Annotated in this window: 16 protein-coding genes; 9 read left to right on the top strand and 7 right to left on the bottom strand. The window is 67.6% G+C overall.

Going from position 1 to position 24,910, the window contains the following annotated elements; genetic code table 11:
* Window positions 1-20: 20 nt before the first annotated feature.
* A complete protein-coding gene (locus AC1DOP_RS09975) occupies window positions 21-2,207 on the top strand; it encodes a TonB-dependent siderophore receptor (RefSeq protein ID WP_477250886.1) in 2,187 nt (728 codons plus the stop codon).
* A gap of 9 nt (window positions 2,208-2,216) precedes the next feature.
* Here AC1DOP_RS09975 and AC1DOP_RS09980 read toward each other — a convergent pair whose 3' ends face one another.
* Together AC1DOP_RS09980 and pnuC are read right to left on the bottom strand one after the other, a co-directional pair.
* Complete coding sequence (locus AC1DOP_RS09980; RefSeq protein ID WP_477250887.1) at window positions 2,217-2,750, bottom strand: AAA family ATPase; 534 nt, start codon at window positions 2,748-2,750, stop codon at window positions 2,217-2,219.
* The gene (gene pnuC / locus AC1DOP_RS09985) at window positions 2,747-3,349 is read right to left on the bottom strand and encodes a nicotinamide riboside transporter PnuC (RefSeq protein ID WP_442123748.1); all 603 of its coding nucleotides are present in this window, start codon (window positions 3,347-3,349) and stop codon (window positions 2,747-2,749) included. The genes AC1DOP_RS09980 and pnuC overlap by 4 nt, the downstream gene beginning before the upstream one ends.
* Window positions 3,350-3,473: 124 nt before the next feature.
* Here pnuC and AC1DOP_RS09990 point away from each other — a divergent pair, with 124 nt between their 5' ends.
* The 7 genes from AC1DOP_RS09990 (at window position 3,474) to AC1DOP_RS10020 (ending at window position 12,815) form a co-directional block, all read left to right on the top strand.
* Entirely contained in the window at window positions 3,474-5,426 is a 1,953-nt protein-coding gene (locus AC1DOP_RS09990; protein ID WP_477250888.1) for an alpha/beta hydrolase family protein, read from the top strand.
* Window positions 5,427-5,583: 157 nt separating this feature from the next.
* Window positions 5,584-6,831, top strand: a complete 1,248-nt coding sequence (locus AC1DOP_RS09995; protein WP_477250889.1) for an efflux RND transporter periplasmic adaptor subunit — start codon at window positions 5,584-5,586, stop codon at window positions 6,829-6,831.
* Window positions 6,832-6,854: 23 nt separating this feature from the next.
* Window positions 6,855-7,538 (top strand): ABC transporter ATP-binding protein, encoded by a 684-nt coding sequence (locus tag AC1DOP_RS10000; RefSeq protein ID WP_442123751.1) that lies wholly within the window; start codon window positions 6,855-6,857, stop codon window positions 7,536-7,538.
* Window positions 7,528-8,787, top strand: coding sequence for an ABC transporter permease (locus AC1DOP_RS10005; RefSeq protein ID WP_442123752.1), 1,260 nt, complete (start codon window positions 7,528-7,530; stop codon window positions 8,785-8,787). Before AC1DOP_RS10000 ends, AC1DOP_RS10005 begins: the two co-directional genes overlap by 11 nt.
* Window positions 8,784-9,980 (top strand): ABC transporter permease, encoded by a 1,197-nt coding sequence (locus tag AC1DOP_RS10010; RefSeq protein ID WP_477250890.1) that lies wholly within the window; start codon window positions 8,784-8,786, stop codon window positions 9,978-9,980. Before AC1DOP_RS10005 ends, AC1DOP_RS10010 begins: the two co-directional genes overlap by 4 nt.
* A gap of 19 nt (window positions 9,981-9,999) precedes the next feature.
* Entirely contained in the window at window positions 10,000-11,403 is a 1,404-nt protein-coding gene (locus AC1DOP_RS10015) for a sigma-54-dependent transcriptional regulator (protein ID WP_442123754.1), read from the top strand.
* On the top strand, window positions 11,400-12,815 hold the full coding sequence (locus AC1DOP_RS10020; RefSeq protein WP_442123755.1) for a sensor histidine kinase: 1,416 nt from the start codon (window positions 11,400-11,402) through the stop codon (window positions 12,813-12,815). Before AC1DOP_RS10015 ends, AC1DOP_RS10020 begins: the two co-directional genes overlap by 4 nt.
* Window positions 12,816-12,861: 46 nt before the next feature.
* Here AC1DOP_RS10020 and AC1DOP_RS10025 read toward each other — a convergent pair whose 3' ends face one another.
* The gene (locus tag AC1DOP_RS10025) at window positions 12,862-15,018 is read right to left on the bottom strand and encodes a S46 family peptidase (RefSeq protein WP_477250891.1); all 2,157 of its coding nucleotides are present in this window, start codon (window positions 15,016-15,018) and stop codon (window positions 12,862-12,864) included.
* Between the two features lie 205 nt (window positions 15,019-15,223).
* Here AC1DOP_RS10025 and AC1DOP_RS10030 point away from each other — a divergent pair, with 205 nt between their 5' ends.
* Window positions 15,224-16,225, top strand: a complete 1,002-nt coding sequence (locus AC1DOP_RS10030) for a bile acid:sodium symporter family protein (RefSeq protein ID WP_477250892.1) — start codon at window positions 15,224-15,226, stop codon at window positions 16,223-16,225.
* Here the strand turns inward: AC1DOP_RS10030 and AC1DOP_RS10035 are convergent.
* The 4 genes from AC1DOP_RS10035 to AC1DOP_RS10050 form a co-directional block, all read right to left on the bottom strand.
* On the bottom strand, window positions 16,222-16,698 hold the full coding sequence (locus AC1DOP_RS10035) for a hypothetical protein (RefSeq protein WP_442123758.1): 477 nt from the start codon (window positions 16,696-16,698) through the stop codon (window positions 16,222-16,224). The genes AC1DOP_RS10030 and AC1DOP_RS10035 overlap by 4 nt on opposite strands.
* 199 nt (window positions 16,699-16,897) lie before the next feature.
* Entirely contained in the window at window positions 16,898-18,370 is a 1,473-nt protein-coding gene (locus tag AC1DOP_RS10040; protein ID WP_442123759.1) for an efflux transporter outer membrane subunit, read from the bottom strand.
* An 8-nt stretch (window positions 18,371-18,378) separates the two neighbouring features.
* A complete protein-coding gene (locus tag AC1DOP_RS10045; protein ID WP_477250893.1) occupies window positions 18,379-21,693 on the bottom strand; it encodes an efflux RND transporter permease subunit in 3,315 nt (1,104 codons plus the stop codon).
* Entirely contained in the window at window positions 21,690-24,905 is a 3,216-nt protein-coding gene (locus AC1DOP_RS10050; RefSeq protein ID WP_442123761.1) for an efflux RND transporter permease subunit, read from the bottom strand. Before AC1DOP_RS10050 ends, AC1DOP_RS10045 begins: the two co-directional genes overlap by 4 nt.
* Between the last annotated feature and the right edge of the window lie 5 nt (window positions 24,906-24,910).

Below are 24,910 nucleotides of genomic sequence, written 5' to 3' on the forward strand. Positions count from 1 at the left end.
GGCGCGAAGACGAGCAAACAATGAAACCACAACTGAAGTACCCGATCCTCGCCTGCGCCATCGCGCAAGCCTTCTCCCTCAACGTCCATGCGCAGGAACAGAACGGCCAGCCGATCGCCGAAGTGGTCGTGACCGGCGCCCGCGCCGGACTGGAACGCGCCGCCGTCGGCGGCTTCTCCGAATCCTCGCTGTGGGAAACCCCGGCCTCGATCAGCGCGATCGACCGCACCCGGATGCAGGACCTGTCGATCCGTAATGCCACCGAGGCGATGCGCTACGACGCCTCGGTCAGCGACGCCTACAACGCGGTCGGCTATGCCGAACAGTTCTCGATCCGCGGCTTCGCCCTCGACAACAACTACAGCTACCGCAAGGATGGCTTCGCGATTCCGGGCGACACCCAGATCCCGCTGGAGAACAAGGAACGCATCGAGGTGCTGAAGGGCCTGGCCGGCCTCACCGCCGGCGTCGCCACCCCGGGCGGCATCGTCAACTACGTGACCAAGCGCCCGACCAATACCCCGCTGCGCTCCGCCACCGTCGAAGTGAGCGAGCGCGGCACCCTGTACGGCACGGTCGACCTGGGCGGCCGCTTCGACGACCGCCGCTTCGGCTACCGCATCAATGCCGCCGCCGCCGACCTGCATTCCTATGTGCGCGGCGCCAACGGCGACCGCCAGTTCGTGTCCGGCGCCTTCGACTGGCAGATCAGCCCGGACGCCCTGTTCCAGGTCGACTTCGACTACCAGCACAAGGCCCAGCTCACCGCACCCGGCTATCAGCTGATCCGCAACGAGGTGCTGCCGTCCGGCGTCTCCGCCAGGCTGCTGCTCAATGACCAGCCCTGGGCCCGTCCGGTCGATACCCGCGACACCAACCTCGGCCTGCGCTTCGAGTACAAGCTGGCGGACGGCTGGAAAGCGCTGGTTGCCGCCAACAAGCACTGGTTCAAGCGTAACGACTACACCGCCTTCCCCTACGGCTGCAGCAACGAGGGCGCGGGCTACTATCCGGGCTTCTGCTCGAACGGCGACTACGACGTCTACGACTACCAGAGCGAGGGCGAGCGCAAGACACCGTGGGGCCTGCAGGCGATGCTGCAGGGCCGCTTCGCCACCGGCGCGCTGCGCCATGAGCTGACCGTCGGCGCCTCGTATTCGGAGCGCCACGACAGCTTCGGCGACTATGTCTACGACCTGGTCGGCTACAGCAATATCTGGCATCCGCTGGACACCCCGCACGCCGGCCCGGACCGCGTCACCGGCCCCGTGTTCGAACGCCGCAGCGACCAGGAGAGCGCGCTGTTCGCCCAGGACATCGTGACCATCACCCCGCAGCTGACCCTGCACGGCGGCCTGCGCTACGTCGAGACCAAGCGCCGCGACTGGGAAGACGACCGTCCGGTCGTGCACACCGCCGGCTACGTGGATAGCAAGGATTCCTTCCTGCTGCCGAGCGTCGCCCTGGTCTACAACCTGAATCGCGACTGGAACGTCTACGGCTCCGTGAGCCACGGCCTGCAGCACGGCGGCATCGCGCCGATGGAAACCTCGAACGAGAACCAGGTGCTGGAACCGGGCCGCTCGAAGCAGTTCGAACTGGGCGCCAAGGGCTCCGTGCGCGGGGTGAACCTGTCGGCCTCGCTGTTCCAGATCCGCCAGGGCCTCGAGTACACGGACCCGAACCGCACCGTGGCCGTGGTGGTCGACGGCGACACCGTGCAGCGCCATCCCTACGTGCGCGGCGGCCGCGAGACCCACCGCGGCATCGAGCTGTCGGCGGACGGCAAGCTGGCTTCCAACCTGCAGGCCGGCCTGTCGCTGATGGCCCTGAACACCCGGCAGGACGGCACCGGCGATCCGACCATCGACGGCAAGCGCGTCACCGACGTCCCCGGCGTCAAGTCGACCGCCTGGATCGAGTACGCCGTGCCGCAAGTGCCCGGCCTGAAGGTCGACGCCAACTGGCAGTACTCGGGCAAGAAGGCCTTCGATGTCGAGAACCGCGTGTTCGTGCCCGACTACCACGTGTTCGGCCTCGGCGCCGCCTGGGCCATGAAGCTGGGCGTGACGAAAGTGACGCTGCGCGCCCGCGTCGACAACCTGTTCGACAAGTTCTACTGGCGCGACGTCACGCCGGCGCTGGGCGGCTACCTGCTGCCGGGCGCGCCGCGCACCTTCCGCGTGTCGGGGCAGTTCGACTTCTGATCGCGAAGCTCAGGGAGGACCGAGCAGGTCCTCCACCTGGCGCAGCCGCTGCGCCAGGTCTCCCTCCAGCAGCGTGAACGGGATGCACCGTTCGCGCAGCACCGCCAGCAGGCAGTCGTGCACCTGCTTCCTCACCTCTTTCGATTCGCGCTGCAGGCCGTCCGGCACCCAGGGAAGGTCCAGGCCCGCCACCAGGGTCGCCGCATAGTCGTGCGCGGCTTCCATCTCCAGCAGTTCCACCGGCACCCGGCCCCAGTAGATGCGGCTGTAGACCGCCGTCATCAGCGGCGTGGTGTCGCAGAACAGGAAACGCCGCGCATCCTTCGATGCGGCCAGGGCATCCTCGCGCCCGCGCTGGGCGCGCGCGATCGCGGGCTGGTCCTCTTCGCGCGGCACCCGCTGCTCCGTCTCGACGAACTCGCGCAGGTACTCCGGCACCCACAGCGTGCCGTAGCGCGCCGCCAGCGCCGGCGCCAGGGTCGACTTGCCGGTCGACTCGGCGCCGAGAATCGCGATCCGCGCCGGTAGCGAGCCGCGCGTCATCGCGCCCCCTCGCGCGCCGCACGCGCCCAGGCGCGCAGGCCCAGCGCCGCCATCCCCACGAACACCGCGTACAGGATCGCGGTCAGGTGCAGGTCCTTGTAGACGTACAGGCCGACGTACAGGATATCGACCACGATCCACACATGCCAGTTCTCGACCTTCTTGCGCGCCGCCAGCAGGGTGCCGAGCAGGCTGCCGGCGGTGAGGAAGCCATCCATGTGCGGCACGTCGGTGTCGGTGTAAGCGTGCAGGAACCACGACAGGATATAGAAGCCCAGTCCCCATCCGGCCAGCGACCAGATCCAGCCCTTCGCGTCCAGGCGCGTCACCACCAGCGGCTTGTCATCTTCGCCCGTACCGCGCAGCCATTCGTACCAGCCCCACACTGCAGCGGCGATGAAGACCGCCTGCAGGCCGGCGTCGCCGTACAGGCGGGCCTCGAAGAACACGACGCCGTAGGTGGCGGACGACACGATCGCGAACAGCCAGGCCCAGTGGATGCGGCGGATGTTGAGCAGCACCGTGACGATGGAGAGGACGAAGGAGATGAGTTCCAGCGGGGTCGTCGGGAAGCCGAGGAAGGTGAGCGGGTCGTTCATAGCGGTCGATTATCGAAGCTGGAGCGCGATTGCGCAAGCCGAAGGCGTGACAATTGGTGAGTCATTTGGGGGTTCATACATACATAATGAGCGGATCGTCCCGCCGGGACCGAACGGAGCCATCATGACGCTGCGATCCCTGTTGTTGTGTACCTTCCTGCTGGCCGCCAGCGCGGCGCCCGCCCTGGCCGCGCCCACCGTGCCGCTCGCCGCCTTCGTCTACGAAGACCAGTTCTCGCATCCGCGCCTGGCGCCGGACGGCAAGCACATCGCGATCACGGCGCGGGTCCCGGACGGCGACCGTTTCGTTCCCGTCGTGACCTTCTACTCGGTGCCGGAAATGACGATGACGGGCGCGATCCGCATGCCCGCCTTCGAGGTGCCGCTCGATTACCAGTGGCTGACGAATACGCGGCTGGCGATCACCAAGGGCATCGAACTGGGCTCGCGTGAAAAGCCGGTTCCCACCGGCGAGGTGCTGGCCGCGGAACTCGACGGCGGCAAACAGGAATACCTGTACGGCTACAAGATGCGCAACAGCTCCAGCCGCGGCAGCCGCTACGGCGCCGACGAAGGATATGGCTACATCGAAGACATCCCGCGCAGCCGCAACGGCCACCTGTTCATCGCCTCCCACGCCTGGGAAGGCAGCCACAGCTTGCTGTACGACGTCGATTCGCGCAGCGCGGTGCGCAGCCTGGTGGCCGACCTGCCGCTGTCGGACCTGGGCTTCGTCATCCAGAACAACGGGGTGCCGCGTTTCGCCTTCGGTGCGAACGACAGCGCGGAACGGGTCCTGATGCGCTTCGACGATGCCGGCAAGCGTTGGCGCAAGGCCGACGCCCAGCTCGGGCGGCGCTACGCTCCGATGGGCTTCAACGCCGACGACAGCGCCCTCTACGTCAGCTACTCGGCCGACGGCGGCCCGTATGAACTGATCCGCGAGCAGGTCGCCGACGGCAAACGGACGACGCTGTTCAAGGACGGGACCGGCAGCGTCACCAGCGTGATGTACGGCGCCAAGCTGGGCGAACCCTTCGGCGCCTCGACCTCGATCGGCCGGCCGCGCGCCGTCTACTTCGACGAGAACAGCGCGGAAGCCCGCCTGCACAGGGACTTGAGCGCCCAGTTCCCCGACCATCGGGTCAGCTTCGTCGATTTCAGCGACGACGGCACGGTCCTGCTGTTCGGCGTGTCGAGCGACCGCGACCCCGGCTCCTTCTATCTGCTCGACCGCAAGACCATGAAGGCCAGCCTGCTGTTCTCCTCCCTCGAGACCATCGACCCCGACAAGATGGCGCCGCGCCGCCCGATCAGCTTCCAGGCGCGCGACGGTCTCGAACTGCACGGCTACCTGACCATGCCGGCGCACGCGCAAGGAAGCAAGGTGCCGCTGGTGCTGATGCCGCACGGCGGCCCGTTCGGCATCGCCGACACCTGGCGCTACGATAACGACGCCCAGTTCCTGGCCAGCCGCGGCTATGCGGTCCTGCAGGTCAACTTCCGCGGCTCCGGCGGGCGCGGGGACGGATTCATGGAAGCCGGCTACCGCGAATGGAGCGGCAAGATCCAGGACGACCTGGTCGACGGCGTGCGCTGGGCGGTGGCGCAGGGCGAGGTCGACGGACGGCGCATGTGCGTGTACGGCGCCAGCTTCGGCGGCTATTCGGCACTGATGCTGGCGGCGCGCGAACCGGCGCTGTTCAAGTGCGCGGTCGGCTACATCGGCGTGTACGACCTGACCCTGCTGGCCAAGCCCGAGAACAACCGCAAGGACGCCTACCGCGCCGCCTACATCGGCAAGACCGTGGGCGCCGACAGGGCCGCGCTGGAGAAGGCGTCACCGGTGACGCTGGCGGCGAACATCACGGCGCCGGTGCTGCTGGTCCACGGCGGCAAGGACAAGCGGGCGCCGGTCGAACACGCGGAAGCGATGCGCGCGGCCCTCGTCAAGGCGGGTCATACGCCCGAGTGGTTCCTTGCTCCCAACGAAGGCCACGGCTTCTACGACACGAAGAACGTGACCGAGTTCTACCAGCGGCTCGAGACCTTCCTGGCCAAACATCTCGGCCAGTAGGCGCCCTTGCGACGCTCGCCACTGCCCGGATCCGGACACCCTTGCCCGCGCACGGGCAGGACCCGGCGCCTGATGGCGGCTTCCGCCCAGTGAAGCGGTGCTGGCACGATGCTTGCAATAAAGGATGCATCTTCACTCCTTCATCGCAAGCATCGTCATGGACCAAGCCATCGGCATCGATCTGCTCCGCCGCCGCCGCCACTTCCGGTTCGCTACCGGCCTCCTGCTGTGCGCCGGCTTCCTCGGCGCCGCCTGGGGCATCAACCGCGTCGTGCGGCCGGGCGTTTCCGCCGCCGACATCGTGGTGGCGGAGGTGCGGCCCGGCAGCGTCGACAACACCATCAACGCCGCCGGCGTGGTCATTCCCGTACACGAGGAGGTCGTGTCCAGCCCCGGCGCCAGCCGCATCGCCAAGGTCCACGCCAAGCCGGGCCAGCAGGTCAGGCAGGGCGAGCTGCTGCTGGAACTGGACGACCGCGAGATCCGCCTGGCGCTGGAAGCCCTGAAGGAGCAGCTGGCGCAGCAGGAAAACAGGGTCGTCGTGCTCAAGCTGGAGATGGACCAGAAGCTCAAGCAGACCAGGTCCGCCATCGAACTGCTGGAGATCGACCTCCAGTCCAGCCGCGCGCTGCGCGAACGCAACCGCAAGCTGCGCGAAAGCGGCCTGGTATCGGGCCAGGACCTGCTGACCTCGGAACTCAACGTGCAGCGCAACGAAGTCCAGCTGCGCCAGCAGCACGAGCTGATCGAGGACACCCGGCGCGCCACCGCCAGCGCCATCGCCGCCGCGAATCTGCAAAAGGAGATCCTGCAGAAGCAGATCGCCCGCCAGGACGGCCTGCTGCAGCAAACCAGGGTGACCGCGCCCTTCTCCGGCATGCTGACTTCGGTGGTCGAGGAAGAAGGCGCCAGCGTCGCCGCCGGCCAGCTGGTGGCGCGCGTGTCGGAGCTGAACAACTACCGCGTCGAAGCGTCCCTGTCCGACTTCCACGCCCGCCAGCTGGCCGCCGGCCAGCCTGTGCGCGTCGAGCAGAACGGCGAAATCCTGGCCGGCCGCGTGCACACCATCCTGCCCGAAATCCAGAACGGCACCATCAAGCTGCTGGTCGACCTCGAACAGCCGCACAACCCGCACCTGCGCAACAAGATGCGGGTCGACGTCAACGTCGTCACCGCCAGCCGCGCGAACGTGCTGGTGATCGACAACGGCGCCGCCTTCAACGGCAAGGGCCGCCAGCCGGCTTTTGCCGTGCACGAAGGCGCCGCCAGCAAGACCTGGATCGAGCTCGGCTCGAGCGACGGCAAGCTGGTCGAAGTCGTGAACGGCGCCCGTGCCGGCGACCGCTTCATCGTGTCCGACACCAGTACTTTCAAGGATCTGGACAGCATCCGCATTTCGAATTGACTGAGAAAACGAGGGGAACAACAATGATCAGACTGAACAAGGTCAGCAAGACCTACCGCACCGACAAGGTCGAAACCCTGGCCCTGAAAGACATCGACCTGCACGTCAGGGAAGGCGAATTCGTCGCCATGATGGGACCGAGCGGCTGCGGCAAGAGCACGCTGCTGAACATCATCGGCCTGCTCGACCGGCCCGGCAAGGGCAGCGTGGAAGTCGGCGGCACTTCGGTTGCCCGCTACGGCGACCGCCAGCTGGCCGGCATGCGCAACCGCACCTTCGGCTTCATCTTTCAGAGCTTCCACCTGATCCCGGACCTGCGCGTGATCGACAATGTCGAACTGCCTCTGCTCTACCGCAGCGGCAGCGGCAGCGAGCGGCGCCGGTTGGCGCGCGAGGCCCTCGAAAAGGTGGGCCTGGGTGCACGCATGGACCACTACCCGAACCAGCTGTCGGGCGGCCAGCAGCAGCGCGTGGCGATCGCGCGCGCCATCGTCGGCCAGCCGAAAGTGCTGCTGGCCGACGAACCGACCGGTAACCTGGACAGCAAGATGGGCGAGGAAGTCATGGACATCCTGCTCAAGCTGAACGCCGAGGGCACCACCGTGGTGATGGTCACCCACGACGAGCGCGAAGCGCGCCGCACCCACCGTATCGTGCGCCTGTTCGACGGCCAGCTGGTCACGCCGGAGCACCTCCATGCTGCGTAACTACCTGCTCACCGCCTGGAAGGTCTTCATGCGCCGCAAGCTGTTCACGGCGATCAACCTGGCCTGCATCGTGCTCACCCTGGTGGTGCTGATGGTGATCAGCGCCCTGCTGGAAACCACCTTCTGGCCGACCGGCGTCGAAGGGAAGAGCGAGCGCTTCCTGCAGATCTACACCATGCGCAGCATGAGCGCCGACCACAGCACCATCCGCACCGGCACGCTGGGCTTCAAGACCATCGACAAATACCTCAAGCCCATGCCGGGGGTCGAGCGGGTGTCCGCCTTCACCACGCCGGACGCGGTATCGGTCTACCAGGGCGACCGCGTCAGCGAGCTGCAGATGAGGCGCGTGGACGCCGACTACTGGAAGATCCTCGACTTCAAGGTGCTGGCGGGGCGCCTGCCGAACGAGGACGATGAAGCCGGCGGCCGCCTGGTGGCCGTGATCAACGCCTCGACCGCCCGCAGGCTGTTCGGCGGCGCGCCGCAACAAGCGGTCGGCCAGACCATCAGCGCAGGCGGCCAGCTGTTCCGCGTGATCGGCGTGGTCGACGATGTCATCCACTTCAATGCCTATGCCGACATGTGGGCGCCGCTCTCCACCTTCCCGTCGAGCGACTACCAGAACCAGCTCACCGGCTCCTTCGCCGCCATGCTGCTGGCCAGGGACAAGGCCGACCTGCCGCGTATCCAGCAGGAAGTCGCGCGCATCGCCAAGGGCTATGTGGCGGAAGACCCGAAGACCTTCGCCACCACGACCTTCTGGGCCGACAGCAAGCTCGACCTTTTCGCCCGCAACCTGCTCGGCGGCGAGATCAACCGGGACGAGGGCCAGGATTCCGGCGCCCGCAAGCTGCTGGCGTATATCGCCGGCGGCATGCTGGTGTTCATGCTGCTGCCGGCCCTGAACCTGGTCAACCTGAACATGGGGCGCATCCTCGAACGCAGCGCCGAGATCGGGGTACGCAAGGCCTTCGGCGCCACCAGCATGCAGCTGGCCGGACAGCTGGTGGTCGAGAACATCCTGCTGTGCCTGGCCGGCGGCCTGCTCGGCCTGGCCGCCACACAGGGGGTGCTGTGGTGGCTGGAGCAATCGCAGCTGATTCCCTACCTGCAGGTGAGCGTCAACCTGCCGGTGTTTGGTTGCGGCATGCTGCTGTCCTTCGTCTTCGGCCTGCTGTCCGGGCTGATCCCGGCCTGGAAGATGTCGCGTCTCGATCCCGTCCACGCCCTGAAAGGAGCCGCATGATGCTGCGCCACCTGTTGAAGCTGACCTGGAAGCGCAAATCCAGGAACCTGTTACTGAGCCTCGAAATCCTGCTCGCCTTCGCCATCGTGTTCGGCGTGGCCGCCTTCGCGCTACGCTACTGGCAGTTGTATCGCGAACCGATCGGCTTCGACGGCAGCGACACCTGGGCGGTCACGATCCGCACCGGCGAGGACACCGCGAAGATCCCGGCCGATACCTACGACACCCTGCGCCGCGGCCTGCAGGCGCTGCCGGAGGTGCGCACGGTCGGCTTCGCCGCCTACGCGCCGTACCGGATGTCGACCTGGCACACCTCCTTCAAGTCGCCGCAGACCGGCGCCGACGTCAACACCAACATCCTCGAGGCCGACGAGGGTTTCGCCGACGCGATCGGCATGAAGATGGTGCGCGGACGCTGGTTCGACGCCAGCGACAAAGGCGCGGCGGTACAGCCGGTGGTCATGGACCGGCGCATGGCGGCGGCCATGTTCCCCGGGAAGGATGCCCTGGGCCAGCAGCTGACCCATACCGAGAACAAGGTCGCGCAGACGCTGAAGGTGGTCGGCATCATCGACACCTACCGCAACAAGGGGCCGCTGATTGCGCCCGCCAACTTCATCATGACACGCTTCGCGCCGCAGGCCGGCACCTCGCGCCTGAACGTCATCATGCTGAAGGTGGCGCCCGGTACGCCGCGCGCCTTCGAGGCGAAGCTGAACCGCCAGCTCAAGCTGATCCGTAACGACTGGTCCTATGAGATCGCGCCGCTGACGGCGATGCGCGCCTCGCTGCTGAAGGAACACCTGGTGCCGCTGGCCGTCCTCAGCGTGATCGCCGCCTTCATGCTGACCATGGTGGCCTTCGGACTGTTCGGCGTACTGTGGCAGAACACCACGCGGCGCATCCCGGAGATCGGCCTGCGCCGCGCCATCGGCGCCCGCGCCGCCGACATCTACCGCCAGATCGTCGCCGAACAGCTGCTTGTCAGCTCTTTCGCGATGGTGCTCGGACTGGTGTTGCTGGTGCAGCTGCCGCTCACCGGGGCCATCGGCGAGAACCTGGACTGGCAAGTCTTCATCGGCGCCGCCGGGCTGTCGATGGCCGTGATCTATCTGCTATCCTTGCTCTGCTCGCTCTACCCGGGCTGGCGCGCCAGCCGCCTGAGTCCGACCGAAGCGCTGCACTACGAATAAAAAGGTTCGCATTAAAAATATGGAAGCAACACGCAAGCGGCGCATCCTGATCGTCGACGACGACAGCGCAGTCCAGGTCTCGCTGGCCCTGCTGCTCAAGCAGTCCGGCTTCGAGGCGGTCTGCGCCGACGGTCCGCAGCAGGCGCTGGAGCAGCTGCAGGCCGGCCCGGTCGACCCGCAGTTCGACCTGGTTTTACAGGACATGAACTTCTCCCTGCAGACCAGCGGCGAGGAAGGACTGGACCTGCTGGCCCGCATCAAGCAGCTGCAGCCGGCGCTGCCGGTGCTCCTGATGACGGCCTGGGGTTCGATTTCGCTGGCGGTGCGCGGCGTGAAGGCCGGCGCCGCCAACTTCTTCACCAAGCCCTGGGACAACGCCCAGCTGGTGGCGCTGGTCGAGGCCACGCTGGAGCTGGCAAGGCCGGCGCGTACGCCCGCCCTCACCCGCCGCGCGCTCGACGCGCAATGCGACTTTTCCGGCATCGTCGGCGAGCATCCGAAGCTGCTGAAGGTGCTGGAAACCATCGCCCAGGTGGCGCACACCCGCGCGCCGGTGCTGATCCTCGGCGAGAGCGGCACCGGCAAGGAGCTGATCGCCGACGCCATCCACCGCAACAGCCCGCGCGCCGCTCATCCCATCGTCAAGATCAATATGGGTGCGATCACGCCGACCTTGTTCGAGAGCGAGATGTTCGGCCATGTACGCGGGGCCTTCACCGATGCGCGCAGCGACCGCAAGGGCCACATCGCCAGCGCCGACAAGGGCACGCTCTTCCTCGACGAGATCGGCGAGCTGCAGCGCGGCGACCAGGTCAAGCTGCTGCGCGTGCTGCAGGACCAGCGCTACCAGGCGGTCGGCGCCAGCTCCACGACCCAGGCCGACCTGCGCGTGGTGTCGGCCACCAACCGCGAGCTGGCAGAGCTGGTGGCGAGCGGCGAATTCCGCGAAGACCTGTTCTACCGCCTGAACCTGATCACGATCCGCCTGCCGCCGCTGCGCGAGCGGCGCAGCGACATCCCGCTGCTGGCGCGCCACATCGCCGCCGGCGTCGCCGAGGGCTACGGCCTGGGCGAGGTCGTGCTGGCGCCCGGCGCGCTGGACTGGCTGTCGAACCAGCCCTGGCCGGGGAATATCCGCCAGCTCAAGCAGACCCTGGAGCGTGCCCTGCTCCTGGCCGGCAAGCAGCATCTCGGCCAGGCCGACTTCCTGGCCGCCAGCGCGGTCGACGAGGGCGTACCGGGGGCGCGCCTGGGCGTGGACGGGATGACGCTCGAGCAGGTGGAGCGTCACATGATCGAACAGGCGCTGCAGCAGCACGCGGGGAATATCTCGCGCATGGCCAAGGCGCTCGGCCTGTCGCGTACGGCCCTGTACCGCCGCCTCGAACGCCACGGCCTGGGCGCCGGCGTGCGCGAGGAATGAAGCTTCGAGCATTGAAGCTCCAGCCGCCCAGGCTCCAGACGCGGCTGGCCGTCTACCTCGCACTCCTGCACCTGGCGCTGGGGGGCTGCGCCGTCCTGCTGCTGCCTGAACGCCCGCTGCTGTTCGTCGGCGCCGAGCTGATGCTGGCGGCCAGCTTTGCGCTGGGCTGGTGGCTGATCCGCGGCGCTCTGGAACCGCTCGGCTACACGCGCCGCTTCCACGACCTGCTGCAGGACCAGCAATACGCCTCGCGGCTGGCGGCGCCCGGGGTGACGGAACTCGACGACCTGGTCGGCATGTTCAACGGCATGCTGACCGCGCTGCACCGCGAGCGCCTGGCGATCGGCGAGCAGCAGGGCTTCCTGGAACGGCTGCTGGAAGCCACGCCGAGCGCGGTGCTGGTGTTCGATTTCGACCATGCGATCAGCCTGGTGAACGCCAGCGCCACCGCCCTGCTGGGACTCGATGCGCCGCTCGGCAAGCCGCTGTCTGCCTGGACCGGCGATGACGCGGCCTTCGACCCGGCGCTCGACGAGCGCGGCCGCGCGCGCAGCCGCGACCTGGCGCGCCAGCTCGACGCCCTCGCCCTCGGCGACAGCCGCCTGCTGGTCGACACCGAGGGACGCCGCTATCGCGCCCAGCGCAGCCGCTTCTTCGACCGCGGCTTCGCACGCCACTTCCTGATCGTCGAGGAGCTGACCGCGGAACTCGAGGACTCCGAACGCGCCACCTATGCGCGCCTGATCCGCGTGCTGGCGCATGAGGTCAACAACACGGTGGCGGCCACCGGCTCGGTGCTCGACTCCCTGCTGACCTACCGCGGCCAGCTGGCGGAGCGCGACGCCGGCGACTTCGTGACCGCCATCGTCGCCGTCAAGCGCCGCAACGTCAGCTTGGGCGAATTCATCGACCGCTTCACGCGGGTGGTGAAAATGCCGGCGCCGGAGCCGCGCCCGACCCGCCTGCAGGACGTGGTCGACGACATCCTGTGGCTGAACCGGGAACAGTGCAATGCGCGCGGCATCCAGCTGGGCTGGAGCCGCTGCGATACGGTGGCGCCGATGCCGCTCGACGTGAACCTGATCGAACCGGCCCTGCTGAACATCGTCAAGAACGCGGTCGAAGCCATCGACGAGCGCAATGCGCGCGACGGTTCGAGCGGCGGCGCGATTCGTGTGGAACTGGAAGATCTGGGCGAGCGCGTTCGGCTGTCGGTGATCGACTCCGGCGGCCTGCTCGAGGACGGGCAGGCGCAGCGCCTGTTCACGCCCTTCTTCAGCACCAAGCGCGGAGGCCAGGGAATCGGCCTGATGTTCGTGCGGGAGGTGCTGCAGCGGCATGGGGCCGGTTGTGCGCTGGCGCCCGCGGGGGCGGGTGAGACGCGCTTCGATATCTGGTTTCCGGCTGCCTGAAAACATCGTCCCCGCGAAGGCGGGGACGATGGTGGGACTGATCCGCTTACTTCTTCGGATACTTGATCGTCATTTCCTTCAACAGGTTGTCGGCATGGTCGACTTCCTTCATCACCCACAGCATGTAGCGGATGTCGACGTGGATCGCGCGGGTGATCACCGGGTCGAAGTACCAGTCCTTGGTGATCGACTCGTAGGTCGAATCGAAGTTCAGGCCGACCAGTTCGCCGCGCTTGTTCATCACCGCGGAACCCGAGTTGCCGCCGGTGGTGTCGGCGCTCGACAGGAAGTCGACCGGCACGGTGCCCAGCACCGGATCCTTGAACACGCCGTAGCGCTTGTCGCGGATCGCCTGCAGCAGATTGTCCGGGGCGTTGAACGGCTCCTTGCCGGTGTTCTTCTCGAGGATGCCCTGCACGGTCGAAAACGGGCCCTTGACGACGCCGTCGCGCGCCTGGTACGAACCCACGGTGCCGTAGGTCACGCGCAGGGTCGAGTTGGCGTCCGGGTAGACCGGTTTGCCCTGCGACTTCTTCCAGGCGATCACGGCTTCCATGTACTGCGGGATCACACGTTCCAGGTTGCCGTCGACTTCCTTGCGGTGGTCTTCCAGCGCCATGCCGGTGTCGTGCAGGCGCACGGCCAGCTGGATGAAGGGATCGTTCGACTTGCGGAAGGCTTCCGGATCCTTGCCGATCCAGGCCAGGCGCTTGGCGGTGTCGGCCAGTTCGGTCGACTTGACCATCGCCGGGACCGCGTCGGCCTTCGGCAGCAGCGCGTCCAGGCCCTGCGGATGGTTTTTGGCGTCGATCCTGGCGTAGCGGTTCAGGGCCGCCTGCCAGCGGGCCTGGTCCACGCTCGGCACGAAGGACTGTTCGAGGCGGGTCAGGCGCGCCTTGATGAAGGACAGGTCACGCTCCTGGTAGCCGGCTTCGCGCTGGGCGTCCGGCTTCTGGCGCTCGAGTGACAGGCGGTACAGGGTGCGCGCGCTCTTCAGCAGGTCGCTGTGGGTGGCCTCAAGCCATGCCGCTTCCTGCTGCGAGCCGGCCATGTCGTTGCCGATCGCGGTGTCGAGGTCGGACAGCAGGCTGCCGCCTTTGCCATGCTGCTTGTACCAGCTGCGGAACTCGGCATCCTGCTTGTCCTTGATGGCGGCGATGTCGGTGCGCGCGAAGCCGTCCATCAGGCCCTGGGTCTTCTTCAGTACGTTGTTCAGGCTCTTCGCCACGCTGGCGTAGCGCACGTCCCAGTTCGGGTTGCCCATGGTGCTTGCTGCGATCACCGACAGGTCGGCGGTGATCGATGCGGCCTTGGCCGGGTAGTCGACGTCGCGCGCGAAGCGGACTTCGGACGGCAGCTTGTAGCGGCTGGTGCGACCCGGATAACCGGCCAGCAGGATCGGATCGCCGGCCTTCAGGCCTTCGGCCGACACCACCAGGAAGTCCTTCGATTTGTACGGCACGTTGTCCGGCGAAGGATCGGCTGGGCGGCCATCCTTGCCGACGTAGGCGCGCAGGAAGGAGAAGTCGCCGGCCTGGCGCGGGAACTCGTAGTTGTCGATGTCGCCGCCGAAGTTGCCGACGGAGTCCGCCGGCGCGTACACCAGGCGCACGTCGCGGATCATCAGCTGCTTGATGCGGTAGTACTCGCCGCCGCGGTGGAAGGCCGGCACCGAGCAACGGTAGGCTCCTTTGTCACTGCTTTCGCATTCGGCGATCAGGGCCTTGATGCGGCTCTCGACCTGCTCGTGGCGCTCCTTGCCCGACAGGCTGGGCGACAGGCCCTTGAGGACGCGGTCGGTCACGTTCTCGACCTTCTCGGTCACGTAGACCAGGGTGTTCGGGCCGCCCGGCAGTTCGGCGTCGCGGGTCTTGGCCAGGTAGCCGTTGACGATGTAGTTGTGCTCCGGGGTCGAGTTGCGCTGCACCGCACCGTAGGCGCAGTGGTGGTTGGTCACGACCAGGCCGTCCGGCGAGACGAAGGAGGCCGAGCAGCCGCCGAGCGAGACGATGGCGCTCATCGGGTGCTTGGACAGGTCGGCCAGCTTCTCGGCCGGGATGGTGATGCCGATGCGCTTGAGTTCGGACTTCAGCTGCGGCAGCTGGTGCGGCTGCCACTGGCCCTCGTCGGCGTGAGCGGAGGCGATGCCCCCCATGATTGCGACGGCAGGCAGAGCGAAGTTAAGAAGCGTGGATTTGAACACGGTAGACCCCAGGGTGAATAAAAAGCAAGCGCGAGTATATCGTCCTTGGTTATGACTGGAAATAACTTTCTCTCCGACAAACACCTTGTGCTTTCGCGGCGTAGTGACGGCCGTGGCGATCGGCGGCGCCTGGCGGCTGCCAGCGGCGGATGCTGCAACGCGATAGAATAGACGGTTGCTCCGTCGAGTTTGCGAATAGCCCCTCATGTCTGCCCTTGCCCGCCTCACCGCCGCCGTGCGCGGCCTGATTCCCGATTCCTTCACCGTCATGCTGCTCTGCACCGTGGCGCTGGCCAGCGTGCTGCCCTGCCAGGGCGAGACCGCGGTGGTGTTCGGCAAGGTCACCACCTTCGCGATCGGCCTGCTGTTCTTCCTGCACGGCGCCAAGCTGTCGCGCGAAGCCATGGTGTCGGGGCTGACCAACTGGCGCCTGCACTTGCTGGTACTGGCCTCGACCTTCGTGATGTTCCCGCTGCTGGGCCTGGCGATGAAGCCGCTGGCGACCAGCGTGCTGCCCCCGGACCTCTACATCGGTCTCCTGTTCCTGTGCACCCTGCCCTCGACCGTGCAATCGTCGATCGCCTTTACCTCGGTGGCGCGCGGGAACGTGGCGGCGGCCGTGTGCAGCGCCTCGGCCTCGAACTTCGTCGGCATCTTCGTCACGCCGCTGCTGGTGGGGGCCCTGATCGTGCAGGGCGCGTCGTCGGCGGGCGGATCCTCGCTGGACGCCATCGTCAGCATCGTCGAACAGCTGCTGCTGCCCTTCCTGGCCGGCCAGTTCCTGCGCCCCTGGATCGGCACCTGGGTCGACCGCCACAAGCCGATGCTGAAGATCGTCGACCAGGGCTCGATCCTGCTGGTGGTCTACACGGCTTTCAGCGAATCCGTCAACGAAGGCCTGTGGCACAAGCTGTCGCTGCCGACCCTGATCGGCCTGGGCGTGCTGTGCTGCGTGCTGCTGGCGCTCGCCCTCGGCCTGGCCACTTTCGCCAGCCGCCGCCTGGGTTTCTCGCGCGAGGACGAGATCACCATCGTCTTCTGCGGCTCGAAGAAGAGCCTGTCGAGCGGCGTGCCGATGGCCAAGGTCCTGTTCGCACCGGGTGCACTGGGCATGGTGATCCTGCCGGTGATGCTCTTCCACCAGATCCAGCTGATGGTCTGCGCGATCCTGGCCGCCCGCTGGGCGCAACGCCAGCAATCGACCTAGATCAAACCGTAATTCGGGGTCAGAGCACTTTTTTGGGCAAGTTCTTCAGGGGAAGCGTGGATGTGGACCAGGGCCGCGCCGCCCCACCACAGCTCGATCGACGACGGCAACAGCACCGCCGCCGCGCCGACCGCGGCAAAGATCCGGCGCTGGCGCGGCGTCATGCGCGGATGCTGCAGCATGGTGCGGGCGTCATGGGCAACGAAGCCGAGCAGGCCCAGCACGCCGAGGACGAACAGCAGCCGCAGCGGCAGATCGCCTAGGCCGGTGGCAATATCCGCATCCCAATAAGCCAGCGCTGGAATCGACAGGCTCACGCTGGCCAGCACATCCAGCACAGCAACACCCGCCGGCCGCCCGCCGCGCCTGAAATCGGCACGCCGCATCCACACCGTCAGCACGATGGTGCCAAGCAAATAAAGAGCCGCCCACGCGGGCGAGCCCGTTCTCAAAAATTCGGGGTCAGAGCGCATTTCTCGCAAAATTAGGGGTCAGAGCACATTTTGGGGCAAAAGCTTAACGGCATTTCTTGCGAAGGATAAGGACGGGCCTGAGTAGCGCGGCCCTGCACCCTAGCGCCAGAGTATTTCACCAAAGACCTTTCCAGAAAAAGTGCTCTGACCCCGAATTATCAGCAAAAAGTGCTCTGACCCCGAATTTTAAGTTGCTGGCTTACTCGGCGTGCCAGCCGCCGCCCAGGGCCTGGATCAGGGCCACGGCCGTGGTCTGGCGGGTGGATTGGGTCGTGACGAGAGAGCGGCGGGCGTTCAGGGCGGTGACCTGGGCCTGCACCACTTCGGAGTAGCTGACCTGGCCGGCCTTGTAGCGGTTCAGCACCTGCTGCTCGACCTTGTCGGCGGCTTCCGAGGCGCGGCGCTGGAGTTCCTGCTGCTGGCTCAGCACGCGGGTGGTGGACAGCTGGTCTTCGACGTCGGCGAAGGCGGTCAGCACGGTCTGGCGGTAGCGCGCCACCGCTTCCTCGTGGGCGGCGCGCGCGCTTTCCACGCGGGCGCGGGTGGCGCCGGCGTCGAACAGGGTCTGGGCGGCCGACAGGCCGAAGGACCATGCCGCGGCCGATGCGTTGAACAGCTCGCTCACCTTGCTGGCCGAGGTGCCGTAGGAGGCGCTCAAGCCGATGTTCGGGAAGTAGGCCGAGCGCGCGATGCCGATCTGCTCGTTGGCGGCGGCCACGCGGCGTTCGGCGCCGGCGATGTCCGGACGGCGCTGCAGCAGGGTCGAGGGCACGCCGATTGGCACCTCCGGCACGAAGAAGATGTACTGCGCCTGCCCCTGCGGCCGCGGCGCGATCGACAGGTCGGCCGGCGCCTTGCCGGCCAGGACCGCGATCGCATGCTCCAGCTGGGCGCGCTGGCGGGCCTGGCTCAGGTCGTCGCTCTGGGCGCTGGCGAGCTGGGTCTCGGCCTGGTAGACGTCCGAGTGCGGCGCGATGCCGGCGTCGTAGCGGTTGCGGGTGATCGTCAGCACCCGCTGGTAGCCTTCGATGGTGGTGGCCAGCAGCGCGCGCTGGGCGTCGATCGCGCGCAGCTGCAGGTAGTCGGCCGCCAGCTCGCCCTGGGCCGACAGGCGCGCCGCGGCGAGGTCGGCGGCGCTGGCCTGGGCGCTGGCGCTGGCGGCGGTCACGCCGGCGCGCAGGCGGCCCCACACGTCCGGTTCCCAGCTGGTGCCCAGCGACAGCCGGTAGGCGTTCCGCGCGCCGCCGCCCGCGCTGCCGCCGCCGATGATGTTGCCGTTGGCGTCGACGGTGGCATTGCCGCTGCCGCCGCCGCGCGTGCCCGAGCGCGTGCCCGAGCCGTTCAGGGTCACGCTCGGGAACAGCGAGGCGCGCTGTTCGGACACCAGGGCGCGCGCCTGGGCGTAGGCCGCCACCGCCGCCGCCACGTTCTGGTTCGAGACCTCGACGCTGGCCGCCAATTCGTTCAGCTGCGGGTCGTCGAACAGCGTCCACCACGGCCCGCGCTCCAGCGCATCGGCAGGCGCCGCCGGCACCCATCCCTGCAGCTCCTTGAAGGCCGCCGGCTCGGGCGCCGTCGGGCGCTGGTAGGCGGGGCCGACGGCGCAGGCGGAGACCAGCGCGGCAGCCAGCATGGCAAGGGTGATCGATCGCAGGGACGGGTTGGTACGCATGGTTCTTTTCATTGAGTGGTAACCGGAGACTCGTGTTCGTGGGGATGGCGCGCCAGCTCGCGCTCGTGCGGGCTGGCGCGGCGCAGCTTGTCGAGGTAGACGTAGACCACGGGCGTGGTCAGCAGCGTGAGCAGCTGGCTGGCGATCAGGCCGCCGATGATGGCGATGCCGAGCGGCTGGCGCAGCTCGGAGCCTTCGCCGAAGCCGATCGCCAGCGGCAGCGCGCCCAGGGCGGCAGCCAGGGTCGTCATCAGGATCGGCCGAAAGCGCAGCAGGCAGGCCTCGCGCACCGCCTCGGTGGCGGACAGGCCGCGCGCGCGCTCCGCCTCGAGCGCGAAGTCGATGATCAGGATCGCGTTCTTCTTGACGATGCCGATCAGTAGGAAGACGCCGATCAGCGCGATGATCGAGAACTCCATCTTGAACATCAGCAGGGCCAGCACCGCGCCCACGCCCGCCGACGGCAGGGTCGACAGCACGGTGATCGGGTGGATCAGGCTCTCGTACAGGATGCCCAGCACGATGTAGATCACGACGATGGCCGCCAGGATCAGCAGCGGCTGCTGCTGGTTCGATTCCTGCGCCTGCTTGGCCTGGCCCTGGAAGCTGCCGCGCACGTTGACCGGCATGCCGATCGCCGCCTCGGCGTCGCGCACCGCGGCTTGGCCGTCGGACAGCGAATAGCCCTGGTTCAGGTTGAAGGAGACGGTGGTGGCCAGCTCGCCGTCCTGGTGGTTCACCGAGCTCGGGGTCGAGCGCTCGGCGAATTTCGCGATCGCCGACAGCGGCACCATGGGGGTCGACCTGGTCGACAGCGCCGAGCCGCTGGACGGGTCGCGCGCCGCCGTCAGGTTGCTGGGCGCGGCCGGGGTGCCGGCGCTGGCGGTCGAACTGGTGGAGCTGGTGGAGCTGGTGGAGCTGCCGGACGTGGCGCCGACCGTGCCCGTGCCGGTACTGGAAGAAGTGGCCGACGACGCGCCGGCACTCTTCGCCGGCACGTAGACATCGTCCAGCGCCTGCGGCGACTGCGCATACTTCTGCGCCACGCCCATGATCACGTGGTACTGGTTCAGCTCATCGTAGATGTTGGCGACCTGGCGCTGGCCGAAGGCGTTGTACAGCGCATTGTCGACGTCCTTGGCGCTGATGCCCAGGCGCGCCGCGCTTTGCGTGTCGATGTCGACATAGGTCTCGACGCCGTTCTCGGCCTGATCGGTGTCGACGTCGATCAGCGCCTTCTGCTGTTTCATGGCGTCGGCCAGGCGCGTCGCCCACATCTTGAGGTCGGCCCGGTTGTCGCTCTTGAGCGTGTACTGGTAAGTCGAGTTGCTCTGGCGTCCGCCCATGCGCAGGTCCTGCACGGGGTTCAGGAACAGCTGCACGCCGGTGACCCGCGCCAGCTTGGGCCGCAGGCGGGCGATCACGGCCTGGCCGCTCTCCCCTTTCGCGCGCTCGCCCACCGGCTTCAGGTTCAGGAACATGAAGCCGCCGCCGGCGCGCGAACCGCCGGTGAAGCCGACCACGGTATCGACCGCCGGATCGCTCTTGATGATGTTGACCAGCTGGCGCAGCTTTTCCTGCATGGCCTGGAAGGAGATGCTCTGGTCGGCGCGGATGCCGCCGTTGATCTGGCCGGTGTCCTGCTGCGGGAAGAAGCCCTTCGGCGCGGCCGAGAACAGGAACACGTTCAGGCCCACCACGAAGGCCAGGATCAGCATCACCAGCAGCTTCATGTCCAGCGCCCAGTCGAGCGCGTGCTCGTAGCTCTTCAGGATGCGGTTGAAGCCGCGCTCCGCCCATTGCGCCAGCCTGCCCGGCTTGCGTTCCACGTGGCCGCCCTTGAGCAGTATCGCGCACAGCATCGGCGTGGTGGTCAGCGAGATCACCAGCGAGATCATCACCGCCGCCGACAGGGTCACCGCGAACTCGCGGAACAGCCGGCCCACCTGGCCGCCCATGAACAGCAGCGGGATGAACACCGCGACCAGCGAGAGGCTGATCGACAGCACCGTGAAGCCCACTTCCTGCGCGCCCAGCAGGGCCGCCTTCATGCGGTCCATGCCCTGCTCGACGTGGCGGCTGGTGTTCTCCAGCACCACGATGGCGTCGTCGACCACGAAGCCGGTAGCGACGGTGAGCGCCATCAGCGACAGGTTGTTCATCGAGAAGCCGAGCAGGTACATGACGCCGAAGGTGCCGAGCAGCGAGACCACGGTCGCCACCGCCGGCACGATGGTGGCGCGCGCGCTTCTCAGGAATACGCTGACCACGGCGACCACCAGCAGGATCGAGATCATCAGCGTCAGTTCGATCTCGTGCAGCGAGGCGCGGATCGAGTTGGTGCGGTCCGAGGCCACCTGCATGCTGACGTCGGCCGGCAGCTGGGCCTGCAGGGTCGGCAGCAATGCGCGCACGCCGTCGACGGTCTCGATGACGTTGGCGCCAGGCTGGCTGGTCACCAGCACGATCACCGCCGGCTGGCCGTTGAACAGGCCGAGGGTGTTGATGTTCTCGACGCCGTCGGTGACGTCGGCGATGTCCTGCAGGCGGATCGCGGCGCCGTCGCGCCAGGCCACCACCAGGCCGCGGTAGTCGGCCGCGGTGCGTCCGTTGGTCGGGGTATTCGCCTGCGAATAGATCTGCAGGCGCATGCCGCTGCCTTCCAGTGCGCCTTTCGGGCGGTTCGGATTGCTGGCCTGGATGGCCGCGCGCACGTCCTCGCTGGACAGGCCGTAGCGGTTCATCTGGAAGGGGTTCAGGTCGACCCGCACCGCCGGCAGCGAGCCGCCGCCGATCTCGACGTCGCCGACGCCGCGCACCTGGGCCAGCTTCTGCTGGACGGTGTTCGAGACCTCGTCGTAGATCTGGCCCGGGCTGCGCGTCTTCGAGGTCAGCGCCAGGATGATCACCGGCGCGTCGGAGGGATTGGCCTTGCGGTAGGTCGGGTTGCTGCGCAGGGTCGCCGGCAGGTCGGCGCGCGAGGCGTTGATCGCCGCCTGCACTTCGCGCGCGGCGGAATCGATCTGGCGGTTCAGGTCGAACTGCAGGTTGATGCGGGTCGAGCCGTTGCCGCTGCTGGAGGTGATCTCGTTGACGCCGGCGATGACGGCCAGCCTGCGTTCGAGCGGCGTGGCGACCGAGGACGCCATCGTGTCCGGGCTCGCGCCCGGCAGGTTGGCCGACACCGAGATCGCCGGGAAGTCCACCTGGGGCAGCGGCGAGACGGGCAGCACGAAGAAGGCGGCGATGCCCGCCAGGGCCAGGCCCAGAGTCAGGAGCACGGTCGCGATCGGGCGCCGCACGAACGGCTGCGACAGGTTCATGCGCCCGCTCCGTGCGGATCGTCGATCCGCTTCTGGCTTGCCGGCTGCGGCGTCAGCAGGGCCGGCTGCTGCGGTGCCGGCCAGGCTTGCGGATGCCCGCCGCCCGGACCGTCATCGGAACCCGGCCCGTGCGGCTTGGCCGGCGCTTCGCCGCCCCAGCGCCGCGCCAGGCGGTCGAAGGCCAGGTAGATCACCGGGGTGGTGAACAGGGTCAGCATCTGGCTGACGATCAGGCCGCCGAAGATGGCCAGGCCCAGCGGACGGCGCAGCTCGGCGCCCTCGCCCCAGCCGAACATCAGCGGGACCGCCGCGAACAGCGCTGCCAGGGTCGTCATGATGATGGGGCGGAAGCGCAGCATCGCGGCCTGGTGGATCGACGTGCGCGGGTCCTTGCCCTCGTCCCGTTCCGCCTCGATGGCGAAGTCGATCATCATGATCGCGTTCTTTTTCACGATGCCGATCAGCAGGATGATGCCGATGATGCCGATCACGCCCAGGCCCTGGCCGGTCACCATCAGCGCCAGCAGCGCGCCGACGCCGGCCGACGGCAGGGTCGACAGGATGGTCAGCGGGTGGATGTAGCTCTCGTACAGCACGCCCAGCACGATGTAGACGCAGACCACCGCCGCCAGGATCAGCCACAGCTGGTTCGACAGCGAGTTCTGGTAGGCCCCGGACGCGCCCAGGAAGGTCATGGTGACGGAAGCCGGCAGCTTGATCTCCTGCGCCGCTTCCTTGATCGCGCTGACCGCCGTGCCCAGCTTCACGCCGGACGCGGTGTCGAAGCCGATCGTGGTGGCCGGGTACTGGGCGACGTGGGTGATCTGCAGCGGCGCGGCCTGCTCGGTGATCGAGGCGATCGCGGACAGCGGCGTCGGCTGGCCGGAACCGGTGCGCAGCTGCAGGTTGGACAGGGCGTCGAGCGACATGTCCTGCGGCTGCTGGGCTTCCAGGATCACGCGGTACTGATTCGTCTCGGTGAAGATGGTCGAGACGATGCGCTGGCCGAAGGCGCTGTACAGGGCGTCGTCGATGTTCGAGGCCGTCACCGACAGGCGCGAGGCGCTGTCGCGGTCGATGTTGACGTAGGCGGCCGCGCCGGTCGCGCCGGCATCGGTGACGACGTTGCGCACTTCCTTGCGGCGGGCCATCGCGTCGGCCAGCTTGTTGGCCCACTCGGTCACGGTTTTGGTGTCCGCGCCCTCGATCGACAGCCGGTACTGGGTCGGGCCGTTCTCGGCATCGATGGTGAGGTCCTGGGTCGGCTGCAGGTAGAGCGTGACGCCGGCGACGTTATGGCTCACGCGGTCGCGCAGGCGGTTCATCAGCTCTTCCTGGTCGCCGTGTCCCTTCTTCAGGTTGATCAGCATGGTGCCGGTGTGGAGCATGGTGTTGTTGGCGGCGTCCACGCCGACGGTCGAGCTGAGCGAGGCGACGTCCGGGTCGGCCAGGATCTCGCGGGCGGCGGCCTGCTGGATCTCGCTCATGGCCTGGTAGGAGATCGCCTGGCGCGCCTCCACGCGCGCCTGCAGCTGGCCGGTGTCCTGGGTCGGGAACAGGCTCTTCGGAATGAAGATCCACAGCAGCGCCGTCAGCACCAGGGTCCCCAGCGCCACCAGCAGGGTCAGGCCCTGGCGCTCCAGCACCCAGTTCAGCGCGCGGTCGTAGTAGGCGATGGTGTCGTCGAAGGTCGCCTGGAAGCGGCGTGCGAAGCGGGAGTTGTGCGCCTCGTCGTTCTGGCGCAGCCAGCGCGCCGACATCATCGGCACCAGGGTCAGCGAGACCACCGCCGAGATCAGGATCGTGATCGCCAGCGACACCGCGAACTCGCGGAACAGGCGGCCGACCACGTCGCCCATGAACAGCAGCGGAATCAGGACCGCGATCAGCGAGACCGTCAGCGAGATGATGGTGAAGCCGATCTGGGTCGCGCCCTTGAGCGCGGCGGCCATCGGCTGCTCGCCTTCCTCGATGTAGCGCGAGATGTTCTCGATCATGACGATGGCGTCGTCGACCACGAAGCCGGTGGCGATCGTCAGCGCCATCAGCGACAGGTTGTTCAGGCTGTAGCCCAACAGGTACATGACGCCGAAGGTGCCGACCAGCGAAATGGGAACTGCGAGACTGGCGATCACGGTGGCGCGGACGCTGTGCAGGAAGGCGAAGATCACCAGCACCACCAGCAGCACGGCCAGCACCAGCTCGATCTGCACGTGCTCGACCGAGGCACGGATGCCGGTGGTGCGGTCGGACAGCACGTCCACGCGCAGCGACTGCGGCAGGCTGGCCTGCAGCTCGGGCAGGCGCTCCTTGATGGCGTCGACGGTGGCGATCACGTTGGCGCCCGGCTGGCGCTGCACGTTCAGGATGATGGCCGGCTTCATGTTGGCCCAGGCGCCCAGCTTGACGTTCTCGGCGCTGTCGACCACGCGGGCGACGTCGCCCAGGCGCACCGGCGCGCCGTTGCGGTAGGCGACGATCAGGTTCGTGTAGTCCGGCACCGTGACCAGCTGGTCGTTGGCGTTGATGGTGTAGGCGCGCGCCGGGCCGTCGAAGCTGCCCTTGGCGCTGTTGGCGTTGGCCGCGGTGATGGCGGAGCGCAGCGTGTCCAGGCCCAGGCCGTTGGCGGCCAGGGCCTCGGTATTCGCCTGGATCCGCACCGCCGGACGCTGGCCGCCCTGCAGGGTCACCAGGCCGACGCCGGTGACCTGGCTGATCTTCAGAGCGAGCCGGGTGTTGACCAGGTTCTGCACCTCGGTCAGCGGCACCGTGTCCGAGGTGATCGCCAGGGTCAACACCGGCGCATCGGCCGGATTCACCTTGGCGTAGACCGGCGGCGCCGGCAGGTCGGTCGGCAGCAGCGAGCCGCCGGCATTGATCGCGGCCTGCACTTCCTGCTCGGCCACGTCCAGGGTCTGGCCCAGGCTGAACTGCAGGGTGATGACGGACACGCCGGCGGCGCTGGTGGAGCTCATGCGCGACAGCCCGGCCATCTGGCCGAACTGGCGCTCCAGCGGCGCCGTCACGGTGCGCGCCATCACTTCCGGGCTCGCGCCCGGGTACAGGGTCTGCACCTGGATGGTCGGGAAGTCGACCTGGGGCAGCGCCGACAGCGGCAGGAATTTATAGCCGACCAGGCCGGCCAGCACGATCGCCAGCATCAGCAGCGAGGTGGCGACCGGGCGGCGGATGAAGGGGGCGGATGGGCTCATGCTGC

It is taken from the genome of Massilia sp. 01N410, assembly GCF_056399665.1.

What these genes read in the sequence shown, in the direction of transcription:
- AC1DOP_RS09975 (WP_477250886.1), top strand. Translation starts at nt 21, where the DNA reads ATGAAACCACAACTGAAGTACCCGATCCTCGCCTGCGCCATCGCGCAA.
- AC1DOP_RS10010 (WP_477250890.1), top strand. Translation starts at nt 8,784, where the DNA reads ATGATGCTGCGCCACCTGTTGAAGCTGACCTGGAAGCGCAAATCCAGG.
- AC1DOP_RS09990 (WP_477250888.1), top strand. Translation starts at nt 3,474, where the DNA reads ATGACGCTGCGATCCCTGTTGTTGTGTACCTTCCTGCTGGCCGCCAGC.
- AC1DOP_RS10005 (WP_442123752.1), top strand. Translation starts at nt 7,528, where the DNA reads ATGCTGCGTAACTACCTGCTCACCGCCTGGAAGGTCTTCATGCGCCGC.
- AC1DOP_RS09980 (WP_477250887.1), bottom strand. Translation starts at nt 2,750, where the DNA reads ATGACGCGCGGCTCGCTACCGGCGCGGATCGCGATTCTCGGCGCCGAG.
- pnuC (WP_442123748.1), bottom strand. Translation starts at nt 3,349, where the DNA reads ATGAACGACCCGCTCACCTTCCTCGGCTTCCCGACGACCCCGCTGGAA.
- AC1DOP_RS10045 (WP_477250893.1), bottom strand. Translation starts at nt 21,693, where the DNA reads ATGAACCTGTCGCAGCCGTTCGTGCGGCGCCCGATCGCGACCGTGCTC.
- AC1DOP_RS10020 (WP_442123755.1), top strand. Translation starts at nt 11,400, where the DNA reads ATGAAGCTTCGAGCATTGAAGCTCCAGCCGCCCAGGCTCCAGACGCGG.
- AC1DOP_RS10040 (WP_442123759.1), bottom strand. Translation starts at nt 18,370, where the DNA reads ATGCGTACCAACCCGTCCCTGCGATCGATCACCCTTGCCATGCTGGCT.
- AC1DOP_RS09995 (WP_477250889.1), top strand. Translation starts at nt 5,584, where the DNA reads ATGGACCAAGCCATCGGCATCGATCTGCTCCGCCGCCGCCGCCACTTC.
- AC1DOP_RS10000 (WP_442123751.1), top strand. Translation starts at nt 6,855, where the DNA reads ATGATCAGACTGAACAAGGTCAGCAAGACCTACCGCACCGACAAGGTC.
- AC1DOP_RS10050 (WP_442123761.1), bottom strand. Translation starts at nt 24,905, where the DNA reads ATGAGCCCATCCGCCCCCTTCATCCGCCGCCCGGTCGCCACCTCGCTG.
- AC1DOP_RS10030 (WP_477250892.1), top strand. Translation starts at nt 15,224, where the DNA reads ATGTCTGCCCTTGCCCGCCTCACCGCCGCCGTGCGCGGCCTGATTCCC.
- AC1DOP_RS10035 (WP_442123758.1), bottom strand. Translation starts at nt 16,698, where the DNA reads ATGCGCTCTGACCCCGAATTTTTGAGAACGGGCTCGCCCGCGTGGGCG.
- AC1DOP_RS10015 (WP_442123754.1), top strand. Translation starts at nt 10,000, where the DNA reads ATGGAAGCAACACGCAAGCGGCGCATCCTGATCGTCGACGACGACAGC.